This window comes from Novosphingobium sp. (assembly GCF_031424035.1).
GTDB lineage: Bacteria > Pseudomonadota > Alphaproteobacteria > Sphingomonadales > Sphingomonadaceae > Novosphingobium.
Genome location: NZ_JANPGP010000006.1, coordinates 90,228 through 108,516 on the forward strand (window position 1 = coordinate 90,228; position 18,289 = coordinate 108,516).

Annotated in this window: 11 protein-coding genes; 6 read left to right on the plus strand and 5 right to left on the minus strand. The window is 65.4% G+C overall.

From position 1 onward, the window contains the following. The first annotated feature begins 91 nt into the window (after window positions 1-91). Genes RMO89_RS00565 through RMO89_RS00580 form a run of 4 tightly spaced genes read left to right on the plus strand, consistent with a single transcriptional unit; the run spans window position 92 to window position 3,219 of the window. Complete coding sequence (locus RMO89_RS00565) at window positions 92-847, plus strand: SDR family NAD(P)-dependent oxidoreductase (RefSeq protein ID WP_310530573.1); 756 nt, start codon at window positions 92-94, stop codon at window positions 845-847. Then, the gene (locus tag RMO89_RS00570; protein ID WP_310530574.1) at window positions 844-1,242 is read left to right on the plus strand and encodes a nuclear transport factor 2 family protein; all 399 of its coding nucleotides are present in this window, start codon (window positions 844-846) and stop codon (window positions 1,240-1,242) included. Before RMO89_RS00565 ends, RMO89_RS00570 begins: the two co-directional genes overlap by 4 nt. Beyond that, window positions 1,239-2,246, plus strand: a complete 1,008-nt coding sequence (locus RMO89_RS00575; protein WP_310530575.1) for an NAD(P)-dependent alcohol dehydrogenase — start codon at window positions 1,239-1,241, stop codon at window positions 2,244-2,246. The genes RMO89_RS00570 and RMO89_RS00575 overlap by 4 nt, the downstream gene beginning before the upstream one ends. A 4-nt stretch (window positions 2,247-2,250) precedes the next feature. Continuing rightward, on the plus strand, window positions 2,251-3,219 hold the full coding sequence (locus tag RMO89_RS00580) for a phosphotriesterase-related protein (protein WP_310530576.1): 969 nt from the start codon (window positions 2,251-2,253) through the stop codon (window positions 3,217-3,219). Here the strand turns inward: RMO89_RS00580 and RMO89_RS00585 are convergent, their stop codons facing one another. Both RMO89_RS00585 and RMO89_RS00590 read right to left on the minus strand, forming a co-directional pair. Continuing rightward, a complete protein-coding gene (locus RMO89_RS00585) occupies window positions 3,220-4,053 on the minus strand; it encodes a TIM barrel protein (protein WP_310530578.1) in 834 nt (277 codons plus the stop codon). Window positions 4,054-4,057: 4 nt separating this feature from the next. Then, on the minus strand, window positions 4,058-4,912 hold the full coding sequence (locus tag RMO89_RS00590; RefSeq protein WP_310530579.1) for an SDR family oxidoreductase: 855 nt from the start codon (window positions 4,910-4,912) through the stop codon (window positions 4,058-4,060). A gap of 166 nt (window positions 4,913-5,078) precedes the next feature. Between RMO89_RS00590 and RMO89_RS00595 the strand changes: the two genes are divergently transcribed. After that, entirely contained in the window at window positions 5,079-7,175 is a 2,097-nt protein-coding gene (locus RMO89_RS00595) for a hypothetical protein (RefSeq protein ID WP_310530580.1), read from the plus strand. Between the two features lie 185 nt (window positions 7,176-7,360). On the opposite strand, the gene pbpC is transcribed toward RMO89_RS00595, so the two are convergent. The 3 genes from pbpC to RMO89_RS00610 all read right to left on the minus strand — a co-directional run bounded on the left by pbpC (window position 7,361) and on the right by RMO89_RS00610 (window position 15,947). Next, window positions 7,361-9,601 (minus strand): penicillin-binding protein 1C, encoded by a 2,241-nt coding sequence (gene pbpC, locus RMO89_RS00600; protein ID WP_310530581.1) that lies wholly within the window; start codon window positions 9,599-9,601, stop codon window positions 7,361-7,363. A gap of 204 nt (window positions 9,602-9,805) precedes the next feature. Further along, window positions 9,806-15,580, minus strand: coding sequence for an MG2 domain-containing protein (locus RMO89_RS00605; protein ID WP_310530582.1), 5,775 nt, complete (start codon window positions 15,578-15,580; stop codon window positions 9,806-9,808). A 121-nt stretch (window positions 15,581-15,701) separates the two neighbouring features. Next, a complete protein-coding gene (locus RMO89_RS00610; protein WP_310530583.1) occupies window positions 15,702-15,947 on the minus strand; it encodes a GlsB/YeaQ/YmgE family stress response membrane protein in 246 nt (81 codons plus the stop codon). 749 nt (window positions 15,948-16,696) lie between these two features. Between RMO89_RS00610 and RMO89_RS00615 the strand changes: the two genes are divergently transcribed. Then, on the plus strand, window positions 16,697-18,289 hold a 1,593-nt coding region (locus tag RMO89_RS00615), incomplete at its 3' end, for a ribonucleoside-diphosphate reductase subunit alpha (RefSeq protein WP_409035494.1).

Genomic DNA, 18,289 nt, shown 5'->3' on the forward strand with positions numbered 1-18,289 from the left:
GTGGCGATATTGAGTGCCCGCTTTGCAATAATCGATGGTCGATGACGATTTTCGGCGAAACAAGAGGGCTCGGTTTCACAAAGGATCAGTCGTGCAGCAGCTTGAGGGGAAGGTCGCGGTTGTTACCGGCGCGGGACAGGGAGTCGGCCGGGGAATTGCGCGCGCGCTGGCGGAGGCGGGCGCTATCGTCGTGCTGGCCGGGCGGACGCTCGCCAAGTGCGAGGCCGTGCTTGCGGAGATCGAGGCCGAAGGCGGCAAGGGTCTCGCGCTGGCCTGCGACGTGTCGCAGCGCGCCGATTGCGAGGCGCTGGTGGAGCGCGTGGTCGCCACCTTCGGCCGGCTCGATATCCTCGTCAACAATGCCCACACCTCGCGCCCGATGGTGGGCATCGAGGCCACGTGTGACAAGGACATGGCGCTGGCCTTTCAGGGTTTCCATGGCGGCTTCTACTGCATGCAGGCAGCCTTCCCGCACCTGAAGGAAGCCAAGGGCCGGGTGATCAATCTCGGCTCGGTCGCGGGCCTGCGTGGCGATGCCGGGTTCGGCGCCTATGCGGCAGCGAAAGAGGCGGTGCGCGGGCTCAGCCGGGTGGCGGCGCGCGAATGGGGCGCGCATGGCATCACGGTCAACGTGGTCTGCCCGTTCTCGGAATCGCCGGGGGTCGAATACATGATCGACACCCAGCCCGGATTCATCGACGAGCTGACCGACCAGACCGCAATGAAGCAGCTGGGCAGCAGCAAGGACGATGTCGGCGCGGCAGTGGTGTTCCTGTGCGGACCGGGCGGCAGCTTCATCACCGGTCAGACGATCAACGTCGACGGCGGCATCTGGATCGCGCCGTGACGACCCTTGCGGACAACCACCGGCTGGCGCGCGCCTATATCGATGCCGTGACAGCGGGCGACTTGCCCGACAGCCTGCTGACGGACGACATGACCGCCTGGCTCACCACCGAAGGCCTGATTTCGAAGGAACGCTACCAGCAGGCCATCCACCTTCTGCGCGCCATGCTGGCAGAAACGATCGTGTTCACGGTCGATGCCATCACCGCCGAAGACGACCGCGCGGTGATCGAGGCGCGCTCGCGCGGCAGGTTGATCGATGGCAACGATTACGAGCAGACCTATGTCTTCGCGCTCAGGTTGCGCGAGGGGCGGATCGCTCACATTGCCGAGCATTACAACGTGGCCGTGGTGCAGGAAAAATTGCTGCCGCTGATGAAGGAAAAACTACAATGAAGGCCATGCGCCTGTTCCATCCGGCCGGTCTGGACAACCTGCGGCTGGACGATGCCAGCGCCCCCGATCCCGGCCCGGGCGAGATCAAGGTGCGCATCCGTGCCGCCTCGCTCAATTTCCGAGACGGGCTGGTGATCAAGGGCTTCTTCCCGGTCGCAGACGGCTTGATCCCGCTGTCCGATGGCGCGGGAGAAGTGCTAGGGGTGGGAGAAGGCGTGGGCGCCTTCAAACCGGGCGATGCCGTGGTCTCCACCTTCCATCCCACCTGGCAGGGCGGGCCGATCGATCGCGCCGAACTCACTGCCTCTCCGGGTGGCCCAGCGCAGGGCTATGCCTGCGAGGAAGCCACGCGCTCCGTCGCCCATTTCACCCATGCACCGGCGGGCCTTTCCCACGCCGAGGCGGCGACGCTGACCTGCGCCGGGGTCACGGCATGGCGCGCGCTGATGGTCGATGGACCGGTGCGTCCGGGGGAGACAGTTCTCGTGCAGGGCTCTGGCGGTGTCTCGCTCTTTGCGCTGCAATTCGCCAAGGCGGCAGGAGCCACGGTGATCGCTACGTCATCGAGCGCCGAACGCTGTGAGCGGCTCAAGGCGCTCGGCGCGGATCATGTGATCAACTACCGCGAGATGGAAACCTGGGGGGAAACAGCGCTGGCGCTGACCGGAGGACTCGGGGTCGATCACGTGGTCGAAGTCGGCGGGCCGCATACCATGCGCCAGTCGATGGTCGCGGCGCGCACCGGCGGCCATATCGCGGTGATCGGGGCAGTCGGCGGCTTCGATATCGACACGATCCCCTTTGCCATCCTGCAGGCGAAGCGGCTGCGGGTGCAGGGTGTCACCGTGGGCAGCCGACGCGACCAGATCGAAATGATCCGGGCGATCGAGGCGCACGACATAAAGCCGGTAATCGATTCCCGGTTTGCGCTGAAAGACCTGGCCGATGCCTTCCGCCATCTCGACGGCGGCGGGCATTTCGGCAAGATCGTGGTGGAGATCTGAGTCTATGGCTCTGGTCCAAACCGCGCGCGGACCCGTTGCTGCCGACCAGCTCGGCAAGGTGCTGATCCATGAGCACGTGTTCCTGATGAACATGGAATACACGCTCAATTACCGGCCCGATTTCTTCACCGCTGAAACGCTGGATGCGGCGGCGGCGCGGCTGAATGCGATCAAGGCGCTGGGTTACGACACGATCGTTGATCTGACCGTGCTGGGCCTTGGCCGCCACGTGCCAAGCCTGATCGCGGTGGCCGAGCGCACCGGCGTCAACATGATCCTGTCAACGGGCGTCTATACCTTCGATGCCGTGCCCGGACCCTTCGAATTCCACGGCCCCGGCCTGATGGTCGACGGGCCCGAGCCGATGGTTGACCTGTTCGTGCGCGACATCACCGTGGGCATGGCGGGCACCGGGGTGAAGGCCGGGATGCTGAAATGCGCGATCGAGGCGGCTGGCCTGCGTCCCGGCGTTGAGCGCACCATGCGAGCGGTGGCGCAGGCGCATGTCGCGACGGGTACGCCGATCACCGTCCACACCGCGCCCAGGGAACACACCGGGCTGGAGGTGCAGCGCGTGCTGGCCGAAGAAGGCGCGGATCTGTCGCGCGTGGTCATTGGCCACTGCGGCGACACCGGCGATCTGGATTACCTGATGCGGCTGGCGGACCGGGGATCGCTGCTCGGCATGGACCGCTTCGGCATCGATTTCACGCTGACCACGCAGGCGCGGGTTGATACTATCGCCGAGATGGTGCGGCGCGGCTATGGCGACCGCATGGCGCTGAGCCACGATTGCTGCATCGGCTGGTCGGACTATTTCCCGCGTTTCGAGGATTACCAGCGCGCCATGCCCAATCACCACCTGCACCACATCCACGACGACGTGCTGCCCATGTTGCGCGAGGCGGGAGTCAGTGATGCGCAGATCGGGGCGATGTTCGTCGATAACCCGCGCCGGTTGTTCGGCGGCTGATCAGGCCCCCAGCGCGCGGGCGGCCTTGACGACATTGGCAATGTGATCGGCCACCGGCAGGCCGCCCACCAGCGCCTCGATCATTGGCACTTCGATGCCGATTGGCAGGTCCGCGGGCAGCGCAGCGATCCATTCGGCCAGCGGCAGTTCGCCGGTGCCCGGCACCATGCGGGCCAGCGTCGCTTCCTTGAAGTAAGGCACGCCTTCAGGCGCTACCATCGGCGCATCACAGAGCTGGGCATAGCCGATCACGTCGGGATCGAGCACGGCGACATCGGCCACGCTGCCGCCCGAACGGAACAGGTGCATGGCATCGATCAGCACCCGCGCGCGGCCCTTGCCGATATGGTCGATCGCCGCGATCGCGCTGGCGAGGTTGTTGATCGTGTTCATCGGCGCGAATTCGATGGTGAAGATCATGCCGCGCGTCACGACCATGTCGGCCAGCAGGGCAAGCTGATCGTAAGTCCGCTCAAGGCTCGGCTCCATCGACACGGCATTGATCCGCACCGCGCCAAGTTCGGCCATCAGGTCGAGGCCGTGAGCATAGCCAGAAACCTCTCGGTCCGCGCCAACGCGGAAGCCTTCGCCCAGTTCGATACGCACGCCGGTATCGGCCATGGCGGCCTTCATCTCGCGCCGCAGAGCCGGATCGTTTTCCAGCGACCAGTCAGGATAGGGATGGAAATCGGGATAGCCGAACATGGCCAGCGGCATCGGTCCCAGCGCGCCGGAAATGCCGGTGCAGCCACTGGCCGCGACCAGCTTGACCAGTTCGACCGGCGGCATGCCCATATGGGTCAGGTTCTCGATCCCGAGGCGGTTGACGGTCATCATCCTATTCCTTGATCGAATCGATCACGTCCTGCGTGATCCCCGGCTTGCCCGGATCGCCGGCGAGGTATTCCGCGTTCTTCTTGGCGATGAAGGCGTCGGGATCGGCGGCGTGCTCGCGGAAACTGTCCCAGCCTTCCTCGTGCGTCGGGATCAGGATCTTGCCCGCCTCCATCCCGTCCGACAGAACGCGGGCGGTTTCCTGCTGGCTCTTGACGAACATGTGGCTGCCCGGCGCGCGCATCACGTAGCTCTCGCTGAATTCCTTCATGCCGGCGACCGATGTGGTCATCACCGGGCCGGGGATCAGGCAGCTCACCTTGACGCCAAGCGGCATCAGGTAAAGCGCCAGGTTCTCGCTCATCGACAGCACGCCCGCCTTGCACGCGGCATAGTGCACCCGGCTGGCGGCGAAGGGATAGAAGCCGGCGAAGCTGGCGGTGTTGACGATATGGCCAGAGCCGCGCGCGATCATGCGCGGCATGATCACATTGTTGGCGCGGACCATGCCGAACAGGTTGATGTCGAACATGCGTTGCCATTCGGACATGGGAATGTCCTCCGGGTTGCCGCCTGACAGGATGCCGGCATTGTTCATCAGCATGTCCAGCGGGCCAAGCGCGGCCTCGGCTCCATCGATACAGGCGAGCACCGATTCCTCGCTGGCGACGTCGCAGGTAAAGGCATGAGCCTCGGCCCCCGCAGCGCGCAGCAGGGCGGCGGTTTCCTCGGCACCTTCCGCGCTAATGTCAGCCACGGCGAGCCGTGCGCCGCGACGCGCCCATTCCTGCGCGATCCGGCGGCCGATGTTCTGCCCCGCGCCGATGATCAGCGCCGATTTTCCTGCGAAAGTCGTCATGCCTGTTCTCTCCCTGATCGGGCAGTCTGGCGGCAAAGCCGGGCGAGAGGAAAGCCAAATTGTCGCAAATTGTCGATGATCGCTTGGGCGGCTGGACGAAAGGTGGAAGCGCGTGTCAGGCTGAGCAAATAGACGAATGGGAGATTTAAGGATGCGACAGGCAGCCATGCGCAAAGCGTTTCTGATCGGGGTTCTGGCGGGTTCGTCACTGGCGGTCCCATCGGTAGTTCTCGCTGAAGAGCCCGCCGCGGCAGAGGCGCCGGCGGCCGATCCGATGTTCAACCAACCCTATGTCGATATCGACGAATGGCGCGACAAGCCGGTGCGCCACCGTTACGTCCACGGTGGCTTCAAGGGCACCGAGGCTCGCTTTTCGCTCTATCTGCCGCCCAAGGAAAAGTTCGAGCGGCGCTTCTTCCAGTATGTCACCCCTGTGCCCGATAGCGAAAATCTCGCGCCCACCAATGGCCTCGACCAGATCGGCTTCTCGATCGATTCTGGCGCTTACTTCGTCGAGACCAACAGCGGCGGCACCAATGCCACGGCGGGGCCTGCCTTCAACACCGATCCCAAGATCGCCGCCTTCCGCGCCAATGCTGCCGCCGCGCAATATTCGCGGGTGATCGCCAGCGAAATGTACGGCGCGGGCAAGATTTATGGCTATCTTTACGGCGGTTCGGGCGGCGGTTACCGCACGCTTGGATCGATGGAGAATACCAAGGGCGTGTGGGACGGGGCCGTGCCTTTCGTGCTCGGATCACCCATGGCCGCGCCCAACAGCTTCACCATCCGCATGCACGCGATGCGCGTGCTCAAGGACAAGTTCCCGCAGATCATCGATGCGGTGGATGCGGGCGGCAGCGGCGATCCCTACAAGGGCCTGAACGCCGAGGAAGCCTCCGCGCTGAAGGAAGCGACCGCCATGGGCTTCCCGCTGAAGGCCTGGTTCAATTACGACAAGTTCGGCGTCCACGCCTTTACCGCGCTTTATCAGGGCATGGTCATGGCCGATCCCACATATTTCGAGGATTTCTGGACCAAGCCCGGTTACCTCGGCTTCAATCCGCCCGAATCGCTGAAGAGGGCGCGGCTGCAGTTCGTCACTACGGTTCGCGAATCGTTGGATGAGGACGAGGCCAGCGCCAAGGGCATCGCCGACCTGCGTATCCCAGGCACTTCGCGCGGCACGGCGGAAGACGCCTGGCGCATCGCGGTGAACGATGGATCAAAACGAACCGTTGCCTTCGAGCTGGAAGGCACGCCGCCCGATGTCGGCTTTCTGGGCGGCGATCTTGTCGTGCTGTCAGGCGAGGCGAAGGGCGCCAAGATTGCCGTGCGCCTGCTCAAGGGCAACATCGCCACGCTCGGCGTCACCCAGCTGAAGACCGTCGCCAAGATCAAGCCGGGCGACGAAGTGCGGGTGGACAATTCGAACTTCCTCGCCGCGCAGACCTTCCACCGCCATCAGGTGCCTGACGCCAGCTATCAGGTTTATGACCAGTTCCGTGGGCCGGACGGCAAACCGCTCTATCCGCAGCGCCGGATGCTGCTTGGCCCGCTGTTCGCGCAAGGGGCGGCAGGTACGGTTCCGACCGGGCATTTCAACGGCAAGATCATCACGGTGGATTCGCTGCTCGACCGCGAAGCCGTGCCTTGGCAGGCCGACTGGTATCGCCGCAAGTTCGATGCGAACTATGGCGCGGATGCGGTCAACCGCTATCGGATCTGGTACACCGAGAACGCACTGCACGGCGCGCAGCAGTTCTCCGAAGATCCGACCCGGGTGGTCAATTACAATGCCGTGCTCGAACAGGCGCTGCGTGACGTTTCGGCGTGGGTCGAAAAGGGGATCGCACCGCCGCAGAGCACCAATTACAAGGTGATCGATGGGCAGGTCATCCCCGGTGCTACGGCAGCAACGCGCGGCGGTGTCCAGCCAGTCGTCACGCTGAAAGCCAACGGCGCGGCGAAGGCCGTGGTCAGGGCCGGGCAGCGAGTGAATTTCGTCACGACCATTTCCGTGCCGCCGGGCACCGGCAAGGTGGTCGGCGCGGAATGGGACTTCGATGGCTCGGGCAAATTTGCCGAAAAGGCGCAGATCAAGGCGGCAGCGCAAAAGGTGACGCTCACCGCCAGCCACGCCTTTGCCAAGCCGGGGACCTACTTCGTCGCCATGCGGACCTATTCGCACCGCACCGGCAACATGACGACGCCCTATGCGCGGATTCCCAACCTCGGTCGGGTGCGGGTGGTGGTGAAGTAGAAAGGTTCACGCAAAGGCGCGAAGAGAAGGAAGGTTGGTTCGCGCAAAGTCCGCAAAGGACGCGAAGAGTAGTGCAGCGCCGCAGGCTCCGTTAACTTGACGTAGCCGAACCCTGGAGGATGCGTTTGGACTCGCGGCTTTGCCGAAATTGCTTTGCGTTCTTTGCGGGCTTTGCGCGAACCAATCTACCGCACCGTAAACCGCACCTGATCGACTTTCCTCCCACCCTCGTCATGCAGCGCGAGGAGGTGGCTGCCGGGGAGCATCGGCAATTGCAGGCCATCCGGGCTGCCCTGGATGGCCCGCCCATCAAGCGACAGGGTGTAGCCCGCCACTGCACCGGTCACCTGCACGCCCAGCGACTGGCGATCGGGCGGAATGTCGGGGTCATAGGCATAGACCGAGCCTGACGCCGGGTTGGTAATGCGCGGGCGACGGGAAAATTCTGGTGCAGGAGCCAGCGTTGTCTGTCCGGTGCCAGCGATGAACCATTCGCTGCGCGCAGGTTCATTGGCGCTGGCGAAGGTTACGCGCAGTGGCGCGACCCCTTTCGGCCGGGGCGGGGCGGCGCCGGGCTTGCCAGCGTGGAGCGCCACCATCACGTCACGCCACACCGGGGCCGCGCCGCTGGTGCCTGAGACAGAGCGCATCGAATCCCCTTCAAGATTCCCGACCCAGACCGCCACCGTGTAGCGATCAGAAAAGCCGACGCACCAATTGTCACGCATGCCCTTAGACGTGCCGGTTTTCGCCGCCGCCCAGAACGGCAGGCGCAGCGCGGAATCGACGCCGAAGGTGCCGGCGCGGGCCGAAGGATCGGAGAGGATATCGCCGACGATCCACGCGGCGGCAGCGTCGATGACTTGCCGCGGTTCGCCGCCGGTATCCTCCGCGCGCAGTTTCAAAGCCGACCAGCGCCCGCCGTTGGCCAATGTGCGATAGGCATTGGCCTGTTCAAGCAGCGTGACCTCTGCCGATCCCAGCGCGAGGCTGAAACCGTAATAGGCCCCGTCGCCTTCCAGCCCGTTGTAGCCAAGGTCCCACAGCCGGTCGCGGAAGTCCTGCACCCCGTCGAGCAGCAGCGCGCGCACGGCGGGGACGTTGAGCGAATTGGCCAGCGCGCGGCGCACTGACACCGGGCCAAGGAAGGCATTGTCGTAATTGCGCGGCACGTAGAGGCCCGATGCCGTGTCGAGCTGGACCGGCGAATCGTCGAGGATCGAGGCAGCGGTGAGCCATTTGCGCTCGATCAGCTGCGCATAGAGGAACGGCTTGAGCGTCGATCCCGCCTGCCGCGCCGCGTCCGCCCCGTCGACATCGGAGGCCGTCGAGCCCAGCCCGACGCCGCCGACATAGGCCAGCACTTCGCCGCTGGCATTGTCGACCACCACCACCGCCCCGTCGCGCACGCGGGTCGGGCCGAGGCCCTGCAACTGGTGGCGCAGCGCCTGCGTGGCGGCAAGCTGGACGCGTGGGTCTATCGTCGTCTTCACCCGCATGCCCGGTTCGCTGAGCAGCTTGCCGGCGAGATGCGGGGCAAGGTCAGGGTCCTGCGCTTTCATCCGCCCTCGCGCGGCGATGTTGGCAGCGATCGCCTCGATTGTCGTGCAGTCGGCCTCGCCCAACTGGCGACAGGCGCGCGCGGCGACACGGCCGGGGCTCGCAGCGGGATCGGGCAGCAACGCCGCCATGACCGCCGCCTCGCGCGGGTCGAGCTTGGCCGGTGCCTTGCCAAACAACGTCACTGCGCCCGCCGACACCCCCTGCGCCTCGCCGCGAAACGGGGCGAAATTGAGGTAGGCTTCAAGGATTTCGTCCTTGTCCCACTTGCTTTCCAGCGCCCATGCGGCGCGCATCTGGCGCAGCTTGTCCCGCCAGCCGCGCGCGCCGGGGCGGGCGATTTCGGGTGCGAGGAAAGCGGCGAGCTGCATGGTGATCGTCGAAGCCCCGCGCGCCCGCCCGCCTTCGATGCGGGTGCGGATCGATGATCCGAGCGCGAGCAGGTCCACCCCGCCATGGCTGGCAAAGCGGCGGTCCTCTGCATGGATCACCGCTGCGCGCAGCGGCTCGCCCATCTGGTCCAGCGGCATCCACGCCAGCCGCCGCATGGTGAAATCGACCCGCACTTCGTCCAGCAGCGCGCCGTTACGGTCATAGATCCACGCGTCGCTGGCCTTCCATTCGGCCTTGAGGTCATCGAAGTCCGGCGGTGAGGGCGGCAGGGTGGCGAAGTAGAGCCATGCCAGCGCGCTGATCGGCAGCGCCAGCAGCCCGCGCTTCCAGCCGATCGCCCGCAGTTTCGGCCAGAGCCAGTCGCGCGCGCCCCGCAGCCGTGCACCCATCCGCCGGACATGCGGCCACAGCGCATCCTCGGTGCGCGCGACCCATGCGGTGAAGCGGGAAAGGAGGCGGGCAACGAAACTCATGCAATGCGAATCAACCTATCAGTGTCGTCATCCTGAACTTGTTTCAGGATCCATCGTGCCTCACATCCGGCCCGGTCATCAGGCGCGCTACAGCTCCGTCACATGCCGAGTCACAACGATGGACGTGGGGCGAAATGGATCCTGAAACAAGTTCAGGATGACGGGAGGAGATGACGGGAGGAGAGGGCGGTAAATTGGTTCTTTTCACCCACCCCACACCGTCATGGCCGGCACTGGCAGTTGCGCCCGGATCGATGGCGCATACATCGCCTCGACCCGCGCCGGGGGCAAAGTGAACTGGCCCGAACCGTTGAGCCGGACGGTATATTCCACCGTGGTGGTGCCGCGCGGCAGCCAGTCGAAATAGGCGCGCCAGCTGTCCTTGGCGTTCTCGACATAGGCCGGCCATGCCCCCTCGCTGGCCGCGCCTTCACCGCCGCGCAGCATGGAAGACTGGCCGCCAAGGCCTGACATGACCGTCGCTCCGGGCGGTAGCGGATCGGCGAGAACCACCCAAGTGCGGTCTGCGGTGCCGGTGACGGTGAGCTTCACCCGCACGACATCGCCAGCGGTAAGCTTGCCCTTTTCGCGCGCCGAAACGACCGTGACTTCGCGGGACAGGCGGTATCCGGCCATCAGCGGTTCCTTGAGCGGCACGGCGGCGTGGACGCTGACTGTCGCCCAAGGGCCGGCTCCGCCCGCTTGCGACATGGTCATCGGCCCGGCCACCAGCGGCAGACGCAAGGGCTGCACATCGGCACTGCGCGGCCATTGCACCGCCAGCGATTTGCCGCCGAGCCCAAGCGTGGTCGTCCCCGCGATCGCGCTCGCCGGATAGAGCTTGGCAAAGCGCCGGACCACGACCGCGCCCCAGGCATTGGCAGGCGTGGTATCCCAGTGGCCGCGCTGCTGGCGGCTGGCGATCCCGACCATCAGCTTCGGAGCCTCGGCTTGCCAGTCCGCCTTGCCCAGCGAGGCGTCGAGGACCTTGATCGCCATTTCGTCGGCGCTGACCATCATCCACCACGGGGCGCGGTTGGCGTCGGACAGGTCGAGCCGGGTGCCTTCATAAACCAGCCGCTTGCGCAGTTCACCTTCAGCGGCGGCCTTGAGCATGGCCGCCTTGGGCGCCTTGGGCAGATGGTCGAGCGCGGCGATCCAGTCGGCCAAGGTTCCGGTGGGCATCTGCGCCGGCACCATGTCGATGCGAGCGACCAGGCCCGGATCGGCCGCCCTGGCGCGGGCGAGCGCCGAGAGTGCGGCGACGCGGACCAGCCGTTCGTCGCCGGCAAAGGGCCGGTCACGATTGACGCGTCCCTCGACCACGCCCTTGAGCGCGGCGACCATCTTGGCGCGCGATTCCTCAGGTATCTTGAGGCCCGATGCCGAGGTGATCGCCAACGCATAGGCGGTCAGTTCGGTCGATCCGCGCATATTGGCGACCGGCCAGTAGCGCAGCAGCCCATCGCCATCGAGGTAGGTCGGGATCGCGGCGGAGAGCGCCTCCCATTCCGCCAGATTGTCCGTCGCGACGATCCGCGACAGCCGCTGTTCGAAGCAATTGTAGGCATAGGCCGCCATGTAATCGCGCACGCCGCCGAGCGGCGGGGCGAGGCTGTCGCTGAGCGCAATATCGACGAAACCGCCCGGCAATGCGCCCTGCGGCACCATGATCGACGGCGGCGCGCCTTCACCGACGCGGTACAGGCTCGCGGCCCAGACCTCGACCGGAACGGCGGGGGCAACCTCCTGCATGGCGACCACGGAATCGCGGTACTTGCCGTCCTTGCTCTTTGCCTCGACCGTCCACTTGAGCGTGCCGGGGGCATCGGGCGCCTTGACCGACCAGCGCAAGCGGGTGGCGCCGCCGGCCGGGATCGTCACTGTCTGCGCGTCCCCGACCTTGATGCCTCCCTCGACCTGCGGGCGGGCGGTAACCTTCATCGGCTTGTCCTGCCCGTTGCGCAGGGTGAACACCGCGTCAAAGGTGTCGCCGGTGCGCACCAGTGGCGGCAGCCCGGGATAGACCGCCAGTTCCTGCCGGGTGCGGATCGTGCTTTCGCCGGTGCCGAACAGCTGCGCACCATCGGTGGCAATCGCCACCAGACGGAAGCGGGTGAGCGCGTCGGACAGCGGCACTTCGACCACGGCCTCGCCCTTGGCATCAAGCGCAACGCGGCCCTTCCACAGCAGGACCGGCTGGAAATTCTCGCGATTGACGCCCGAAGCATCGCCGCCGCCGCCGCCTGCCGCCACGGCCTTCTTGCCGTAGTGCCGCTTGCCGACGACCTGCATCTGCGCGGTCGATGTCGCCACCTCAAGGCTGCGCTCGCCCATCATCGCGTCGAGCAGCTTCCACGAATCGTTGGGCATCAGTTGCAACAGCGCCTCGTCGACCGCGACGAAGGCGAGGTCGGCACTGGGCGCGGGCTTGCCCGAAGGATCGCGGACGGTGACCTTGACCTGCGCCTTCTCGCGCACGCCGTAGGCCTCCTTGTCGGCCTTGACGTCGATGTTCAGCCTGTGGCCTTCCCAGCCGACCTTGAGCTCGGTCATGCCGATGCGGTAGCTCGGCTTGGCAAGGTCGACCGTGGCTGTCGGCGGCACACCTTCGCTGGTGAACGGCAGGCCCAGCTTCTGCACCATTTCGGTCAGCCATGGCCGTGCGCCGGTCACCCGTCCGCGCACGGCCATGACCGAGACATAGACGTTGGGCGCATAGGCGGCGGGCATCTTCACCTCGACCACCGGGTCCTTGCCCGACAGTTCGGTGACATAGCTGGAAAGCACGCCCTCGCGCTCGACCGTGACCAGCGCGGTGGCCTCGCGGTAGGGCATCCGCACCTGCAGCCGCGCGGTTTCACCGGCGGCATAGGCGGTCTTTTCGGGCACTACGTCCATGCGGTCGCCATTGTCGCCGCCGAACCACCATTCGTCGGCGCCGGCCAGCCAGACCGAGCGGGAGGAGCGTGCGACGCGGCCCTCGCGATCAGTGGTGGTGGCAACCACAGTAACCTCGCCCGAGACGCCCACGTCGATCACGCAGTCGGCCTTGCCCTGGGCATTGGTTGATGCGGTGCAACCGGCAGAGATCCGCTCGACCTTCTCCTGATTGTCATAGGCGTAGAAGCCGCCGATCAGCCGGCGGCGCGCGGTGATCGTCTGCTTGGAAAACAGCTCGACCTTGACCATCTGACCGGCCAGCGGCTTGTTCGAAAGGTCGAGCGCGGCAAAGTTGAGCCGCAGTTCGCTTGACCGCATCAGCCAGCCATCGGTCTTCATGCCCAGTTGCACCGCGCTGGGGTACAGCGTCACGCGGCGCCCGGCGGTGAGCGTTTCGCCATTGGCGTCGGGATAGTCCATCTCGACCATCAGCGAGACGGTCTGGTTGATTGCCGCGCTGACATCGACTGCCGTTTTCGCCGTGCCATCGGCGCCGAGCGTGGCGGGCAGGGTCTGCGAATAGGGCAGCGGTTCGGACACTTCGCCGTCACCCTCGATGGAGAGCGGGCGCACGCCTTCCTTTACCAGCGCGCCGCCGAATTCATAGGCCTCCCAGCCTTTGGGCGCGCGGCCCCAGCTGGTGAATTCGGTGCGCAAGGTCACCGGCAGGGCGCCCGCTCCGCCGCCCGAAAGGTAGCCGACGAACAGCGACAGCGGCACGGACTTTGGCTGCACCAGTGCCTGCTCCGGCCCGGTCACAGACGCGCGCATGGTCGGCAGGCGGTATTCGTCGACCCGCACGTCCTGGCTCGAATAGATCGTCCGGCCATCAACCTCGAAACGCAACGAATAGGTACCGAGCGGCGCGCCTTGCGGCACGGTCCATGCGTTCTCGCCCGAGCCCATGCCGTCGATCGTCACCGGCTGGCTGAATTCGGTTTCCGACCCGTTATGGCGCAGCACGAACTTGCCGGTGAAGCCCTTGGCATAGGTGAAGCCCGGCCCGATGGGCTTGCGCAGCACGTGCTTGAAGTGGACCGCCTCGCCCACCCGCACCAGCGAGCGGTCCATGATCGTGTGGATGGTCTCGTTGCTGGCATTGACCCCGAACGACAGGTCGAAATCATAGGGCGAGATGCCGTTGTTCCACGTGGTCAGCGTGAAGCTCATGTCGCCGTTCGCGCGGGCGGAGACCATCAGCGGATGGCTCTCATCCTCGCCGCAGCCGCCGCTTGTTTCGGGCTCGGGCAAGCCTTGGCGGGCGAACAATGCGCCTGCCTTGTCGGTCGTGCCGCTGGCGAGCAGCTTGCCGGTGCAGGAATCGCTGATCCGCACGCTGGCGCCTTCAACCGGCTTGCCGGTGGACAGGCTGGTCACCCAGACAAGGCTGGACTCGCGGCCCCACTTGAAGTGCACCGCCATGTCGGTGACCAGCGCGGCGGCGGGGACATAGCGCGGCACGCTCCGCCCCAGCAGCGCGCGGCCGAGCGCCGGGCTGGCGAATTCGACGACGTGGAAGCCCTTGGCTTTCACCGGCACGCCAATCACTTCGAAATCCTTGCCCTTGCCGGGCAGCGGCAGTTTCAGCGCGGTGCCCTCGGCGGGCTTCAGCAGCGGCTTCTCGCCGGTGTGGTTGATCGCCTTCGAGGTACCGTCCTTGAGCTCGATCCACTCGTAATCGCGCCGCGTTGCCTTATCGAGCCGGCGCAGCCAGTCGGCGATCACCCGGTCATCGTCGGCGATCCGGGCGGAGCGGCCATCGATGGCAGTGGCCTTGCCAATCAGGTCGGGCTCTACCGCGCGCACGGTGACGGGGAGCAAGCCCTCGCTCGCTTCGACAATGCCGAACTGCGCGGCGAACTTGACCAGCGGCGGCATGGCATCAAAGCGCACCGCCAGCGGGAAGCGCGCGGCGTTGGACAGGCTGCGGCCCGACAGGTCCTGCACGCCCGCCGGCAGGATCACCTGCGCCGCCGTGGCAGCGGGGAAGGGGCCGGGGAATTCGAGGTCGGACAGCTCCGAATTGCCGCGCGTGTCGGGATCGAGCTTGGGCGCGATCATGGTGCCGTCGGCCATGCGCAGCCGCACCGCCATGGCCTTGGCGCGGGCGATTGGCGCGGTGAAGCGGACATAGGCGGGGGTGACCGGGTTGCACCCGGCGCTGGCGTTGACCCGGCCGCAATCGAAACTGGCAGCAAAGGCCTTGCGCACGGTGAAGTCAAAGCGCTGATCGGTGCCGGCAAGCTTGCCGCCCGCGCCAGAAATCGTCTTGGGCCAGACCAGCGCCATGTCGCGCTCGGGCGGCAGCGGGCGGCGGCATTTCAGCGCCATGACATTGCCCAGAGCAGCGGCGCGCGAGGCGGCGTCGGCGGGAAGCTTGGCGGGCAGTCCAGCCTCCTCAAGGAAGTTGCGCCGGGTCCAGTTGTCCTCGCCCATGCCTTCAAGCACGCGGCCCACGGTGTCGGCAGGCAGAACGTCCACAGCCGCAGCCTCGCCGATGCCGTCGACCGCGCAGCTGGCCTTGGCGGCTACCGAGGCCGGATCGGCGCGGACATTGGTGGCGACGAGGAACACCTGATCCTCGTCAATGTCACCGTCGCTGCCCGGCGCAAGCACGGCGCGCACCGATGGCCCGCCGGTTTCAATGGGGAAGCTGGTGCTGCCGCCCACGCTGACGCCGCGCAGCGTTGCCAGCTTGTCTCGCAAGGTGACCTTGCAGCTCAGTCCGCCGGGCAGCGGCTTGGCGAAATCGAGCACAAATGTCTGCTGGTCGACCCAGCGGCCAGTCGCGGGAACCGGACAGTCACTGGTGGCGGCGGGGGCAGCGCGGGGATCGCCCAGCGGCACCATGCTTTCGGAAAAGCGCAGGGTGAAGCGCTCAACCGCGCCGCCCGCACTCCCGCCAGCAGATGAGCCACCGGTGCCGGTCATGGCCATGATGACCTGCGGCGTGGTGTCGCTCTGCGCGGCGAAGGGCAGCGCGGCGACGGCCAGCAGCGAAACAATCCAGCGCGCGCGCATAAGTATGCCCCCCATCCCGAGGTGATTCGTGGCCGCAGCTTCTCCTAAAGAAGCTGCGCTGTCCACGCCCGGGACTGGGGGGCAGGTGACTTATTCTGTTAGGTTTTTCAAGTCGGCCCTGAGTTTGAATAGTGCGTCAGCCGCCAAGATTGAGCATCCGGCCCACGAAGATCAGCACGATCGCGCCGAGGATCGAGGCGAGGATGCCCGCCCGGTTCAGGCCCGGCTTGCCGCGGTTGGTGACCATGCCCGCCAGCAGCGAGCCGGCGATGCCCAGGATCATCGTCCACAGCAGGCCCATATTGACCTCGCCGGGGTAGAAGAAGCGCCCGAGCGCACCGACGATGATGCCGACGATGGCATAGGAAATGATGTTCATCATGGAAATGTTCTCCCGTCCTTGTTGGGCAGGGCCTGAGCCTGCCCGATAACCAAGGGCTAACCCGCAAGGCGCCCATCGGCAACGGCAATCGCTGCGTTGCGCCAGTCATAACGCACGCCGCACCGACAAGTGCCGATTCAACTGGGCGCAAGCAGGACTCGCTTCGTCGATGTGGAGAAAAAAAGTTGGGGGCCGCACTTTGACTCTTGCGCGGCTCGCCAGCCTTGGATTTCCCGCGCGTCGCTGCGTCGCAAAAAGCTGTGGAGACCGCACCGGGGCAGGCCCGGAGGGGTTAGGCCCGCATTTACCCTCTTGCGCGCGATTCAGGATGAGGCACTATCAGTAGTGGTTCGGCACTTGGGGGTACCCACAAGACCTAGATTTCACCGCAGGCCGTTGATTTCGGCGTGAATGGGCGGATTCGGTCCGGGTCAAGGGCAGAACAGCGCAACAAAGGTGCGCAACGGGGGCGTGATTTGGAGTAATGGGGGATAAGGCTGGGGAAAAACTTTCCCTTTTTGTTCTCCCAAAGATTGGGCGAGGCTGGTAGAAGGGGATTTGCCCTTCGATTCGGTCCGCAAGCAGTGGACTTGGTGTGCCGCGTATGTCGCGGCCGAACGGTTTGAACAGGGGCAGGCATAGTGGATTTCAGAAACGGGGACGCGTCCGTGTCGGACAATGATGTGATGGAAAACGTGGATCTGTCCGAAACGACGTCCGAACTCAGGGAGGCTCAACCGGCTTTGCCCATGACAGAAAAAAGCGATGCAGGCAGCGAAGCGCTGGTCGACAAGCTCGGCGCAGAGGCGCTGGCTGGCGCCCTGACGCAGGTCGCCAAGGCTGCGAAGAAGCCGAAGGAGGATTCGCATTCCATCCAGGCGCGCCGCTTCACCATCGTGACGGACACGTCGCGCGATGCCCTGCTGACCGATTTCGGCAAGGACACGCTCGACGACCGCTATCTGCTGCCCGGCGAAAAGTATCAGGATCTCTTTGCCCGCGTCGCCGATGCCTATTCGGACGATCAGGACCACGCCCAGCGTATTTACGATTACATCTCGAAGCTGTGGTTCATGCCGGCAACCCCGGTGCTGTCGAACGGCGGCACGGGACGCGGCCTGCCGATCTCTTGCTACCTCAACTCGGTCGATGACAGCCTGGAGGGCATCGTCAACACCTGGAACGAGAACGTCTGGCTGGCCAGCAAGGGCGGCGGCATCGGCACCTATTGGGGCAATGTCCGCGGCATTGGTGAACCGGTCGGCCTCAACGGCAAGACCAGCGGCATCATCCCATTCGTCCGCGTGATGGACAGCCTGACGCTGGCGATTTCGCAGGGCTCGCTGCGCCGCGGCTCGGCCGCCTGCTACCTCGACGTGTCGCATCCGGAAATCGAGGAGTTCCTCGAGATCCGCAAGCCCTCGGGCGATTTCAACCGCAAGGCGCTCAACCTGCACCACGGCGTGCTGCTCACCGACGAGTTCATGGAAGCCGTGCGCGATGGCGCTGAATTCCACCTGCGCAGCCCGAAGGATGGCTCGATCCGTTCGACGATCGACGCGCGCAGCCTGTTCCAGAAGCTGGTCGAAAACCGCCTCGCCACGGGCGAACCCTATATCGTCTTCTCCGATACCGTGAACCGCATGATGCCCAAGCATCACCGCGATCTCGGGCTGAAGGTCTCGACCTCGAACCTGTGTTCGGAAATCACGCTGCCGACCGGCCGCGATCACCTCGGCAATGACCGCACGGCGGTCTGCTGTCTGTCGTCGCTCAACCTGGAAACCTGGGAAGAGTGGAACGGCGACGAGCGCTTCATCGAAGACGTGCTGCGTTTCCTCGACAACGTGCTGCAGGACTATATCGACCGCGCCCCCGAAGAAATGGCCCGCGCCAAGTATTCGGCGATGCGCGAACGCTCGGTCGGCATGGGGGTCATGGGCTTCCACTCCTACCTGCAGATGAAGGGCGTGGCGTTTGAAAGCGCGATGGCCAAGGCGCTGAACTTCAAGATGTTCAAGCATATCGCGTCGCGCGCGGACGAAGCATCGCTGATGCTCGCGCAGGAACGCGGTGCCTGCCCCGATGCGGCGGACATGGGCGTCATGCAGCGCTTTTCGTGCAAGATGGCGATCGCGCCGACCGCGTCGATCAGCATCATCTGCGGCGGCACGTCTGCCTGCATCGAGCCGATCCCGGCGAACATCTATACCCACAAGACGCTGTCGGGTTCGTTCGTCGTCAAGAACCCGTTTCTTGAGAAGCTGTTCCAGGCGAAGTCGAAGGATTCCAACAATGTGTGGAATTCGATCCTCGAAAACGCCGGGTCGGTCCAGCACCTC

Bases quoted from the DNA above. Each gene is read 5' to 3' on its own strand.
- RMO89_RS00575 (WP_310530575.1), top strand. From the start codon at position 1,239: ATGAAGGCCATGCGCCTGTTCCATCCGGCCGGTCTGGACAACCTGCGG.
- RMO89_RS00580 (WP_310530576.1), top strand. From the start codon at position 2,251: ATGGCTCTGGTCCAAACCGCGCGCGGACCCGTTGCTGCCGACCAGCTC.
- RMO89_RS00590 (WP_310530579.1), bottom strand. From the start codon at position 4,912: ATGACGACTTTCGCAGGAAAATCGGCGCTGATCATCGGCGCGGGGCAG.
- pbpC (WP_310530581.1), bottom strand. From the start codon at position 9,601: ATGAGTTTCGTTGCCCGCCTCCTTTCCCGCTTCACCGCATGGGTCGCG.
- RMO89_RS00605 (WP_310530582.1), bottom strand. From the start codon at position 15,580: ATGGGGGGCATACTTATGCGCGCGCGCTGGATTGTTTCGCTGCTGGCC.
- RMO89_RS00585 (WP_310530578.1), bottom strand. From the start codon at position 4,053: ATGACCGTCAACCGCCTCGGGATCGAGAACCTGACCCATATGGGCATG.
- RMO89_RS00595 (WP_310530580.1), top strand. From the start codon at position 5,079: ATGCGCAAAGCGTTTCTGATCGGGGTTCTGGCGGGTTCGTCACTGGCG.
- RMO89_RS00610 (WP_310530583.1), bottom strand. From the start codon at position 15,947: ATGATGAACATCATTTCCTATGCCATCGTCGGCATCATCGTCGGTGCG.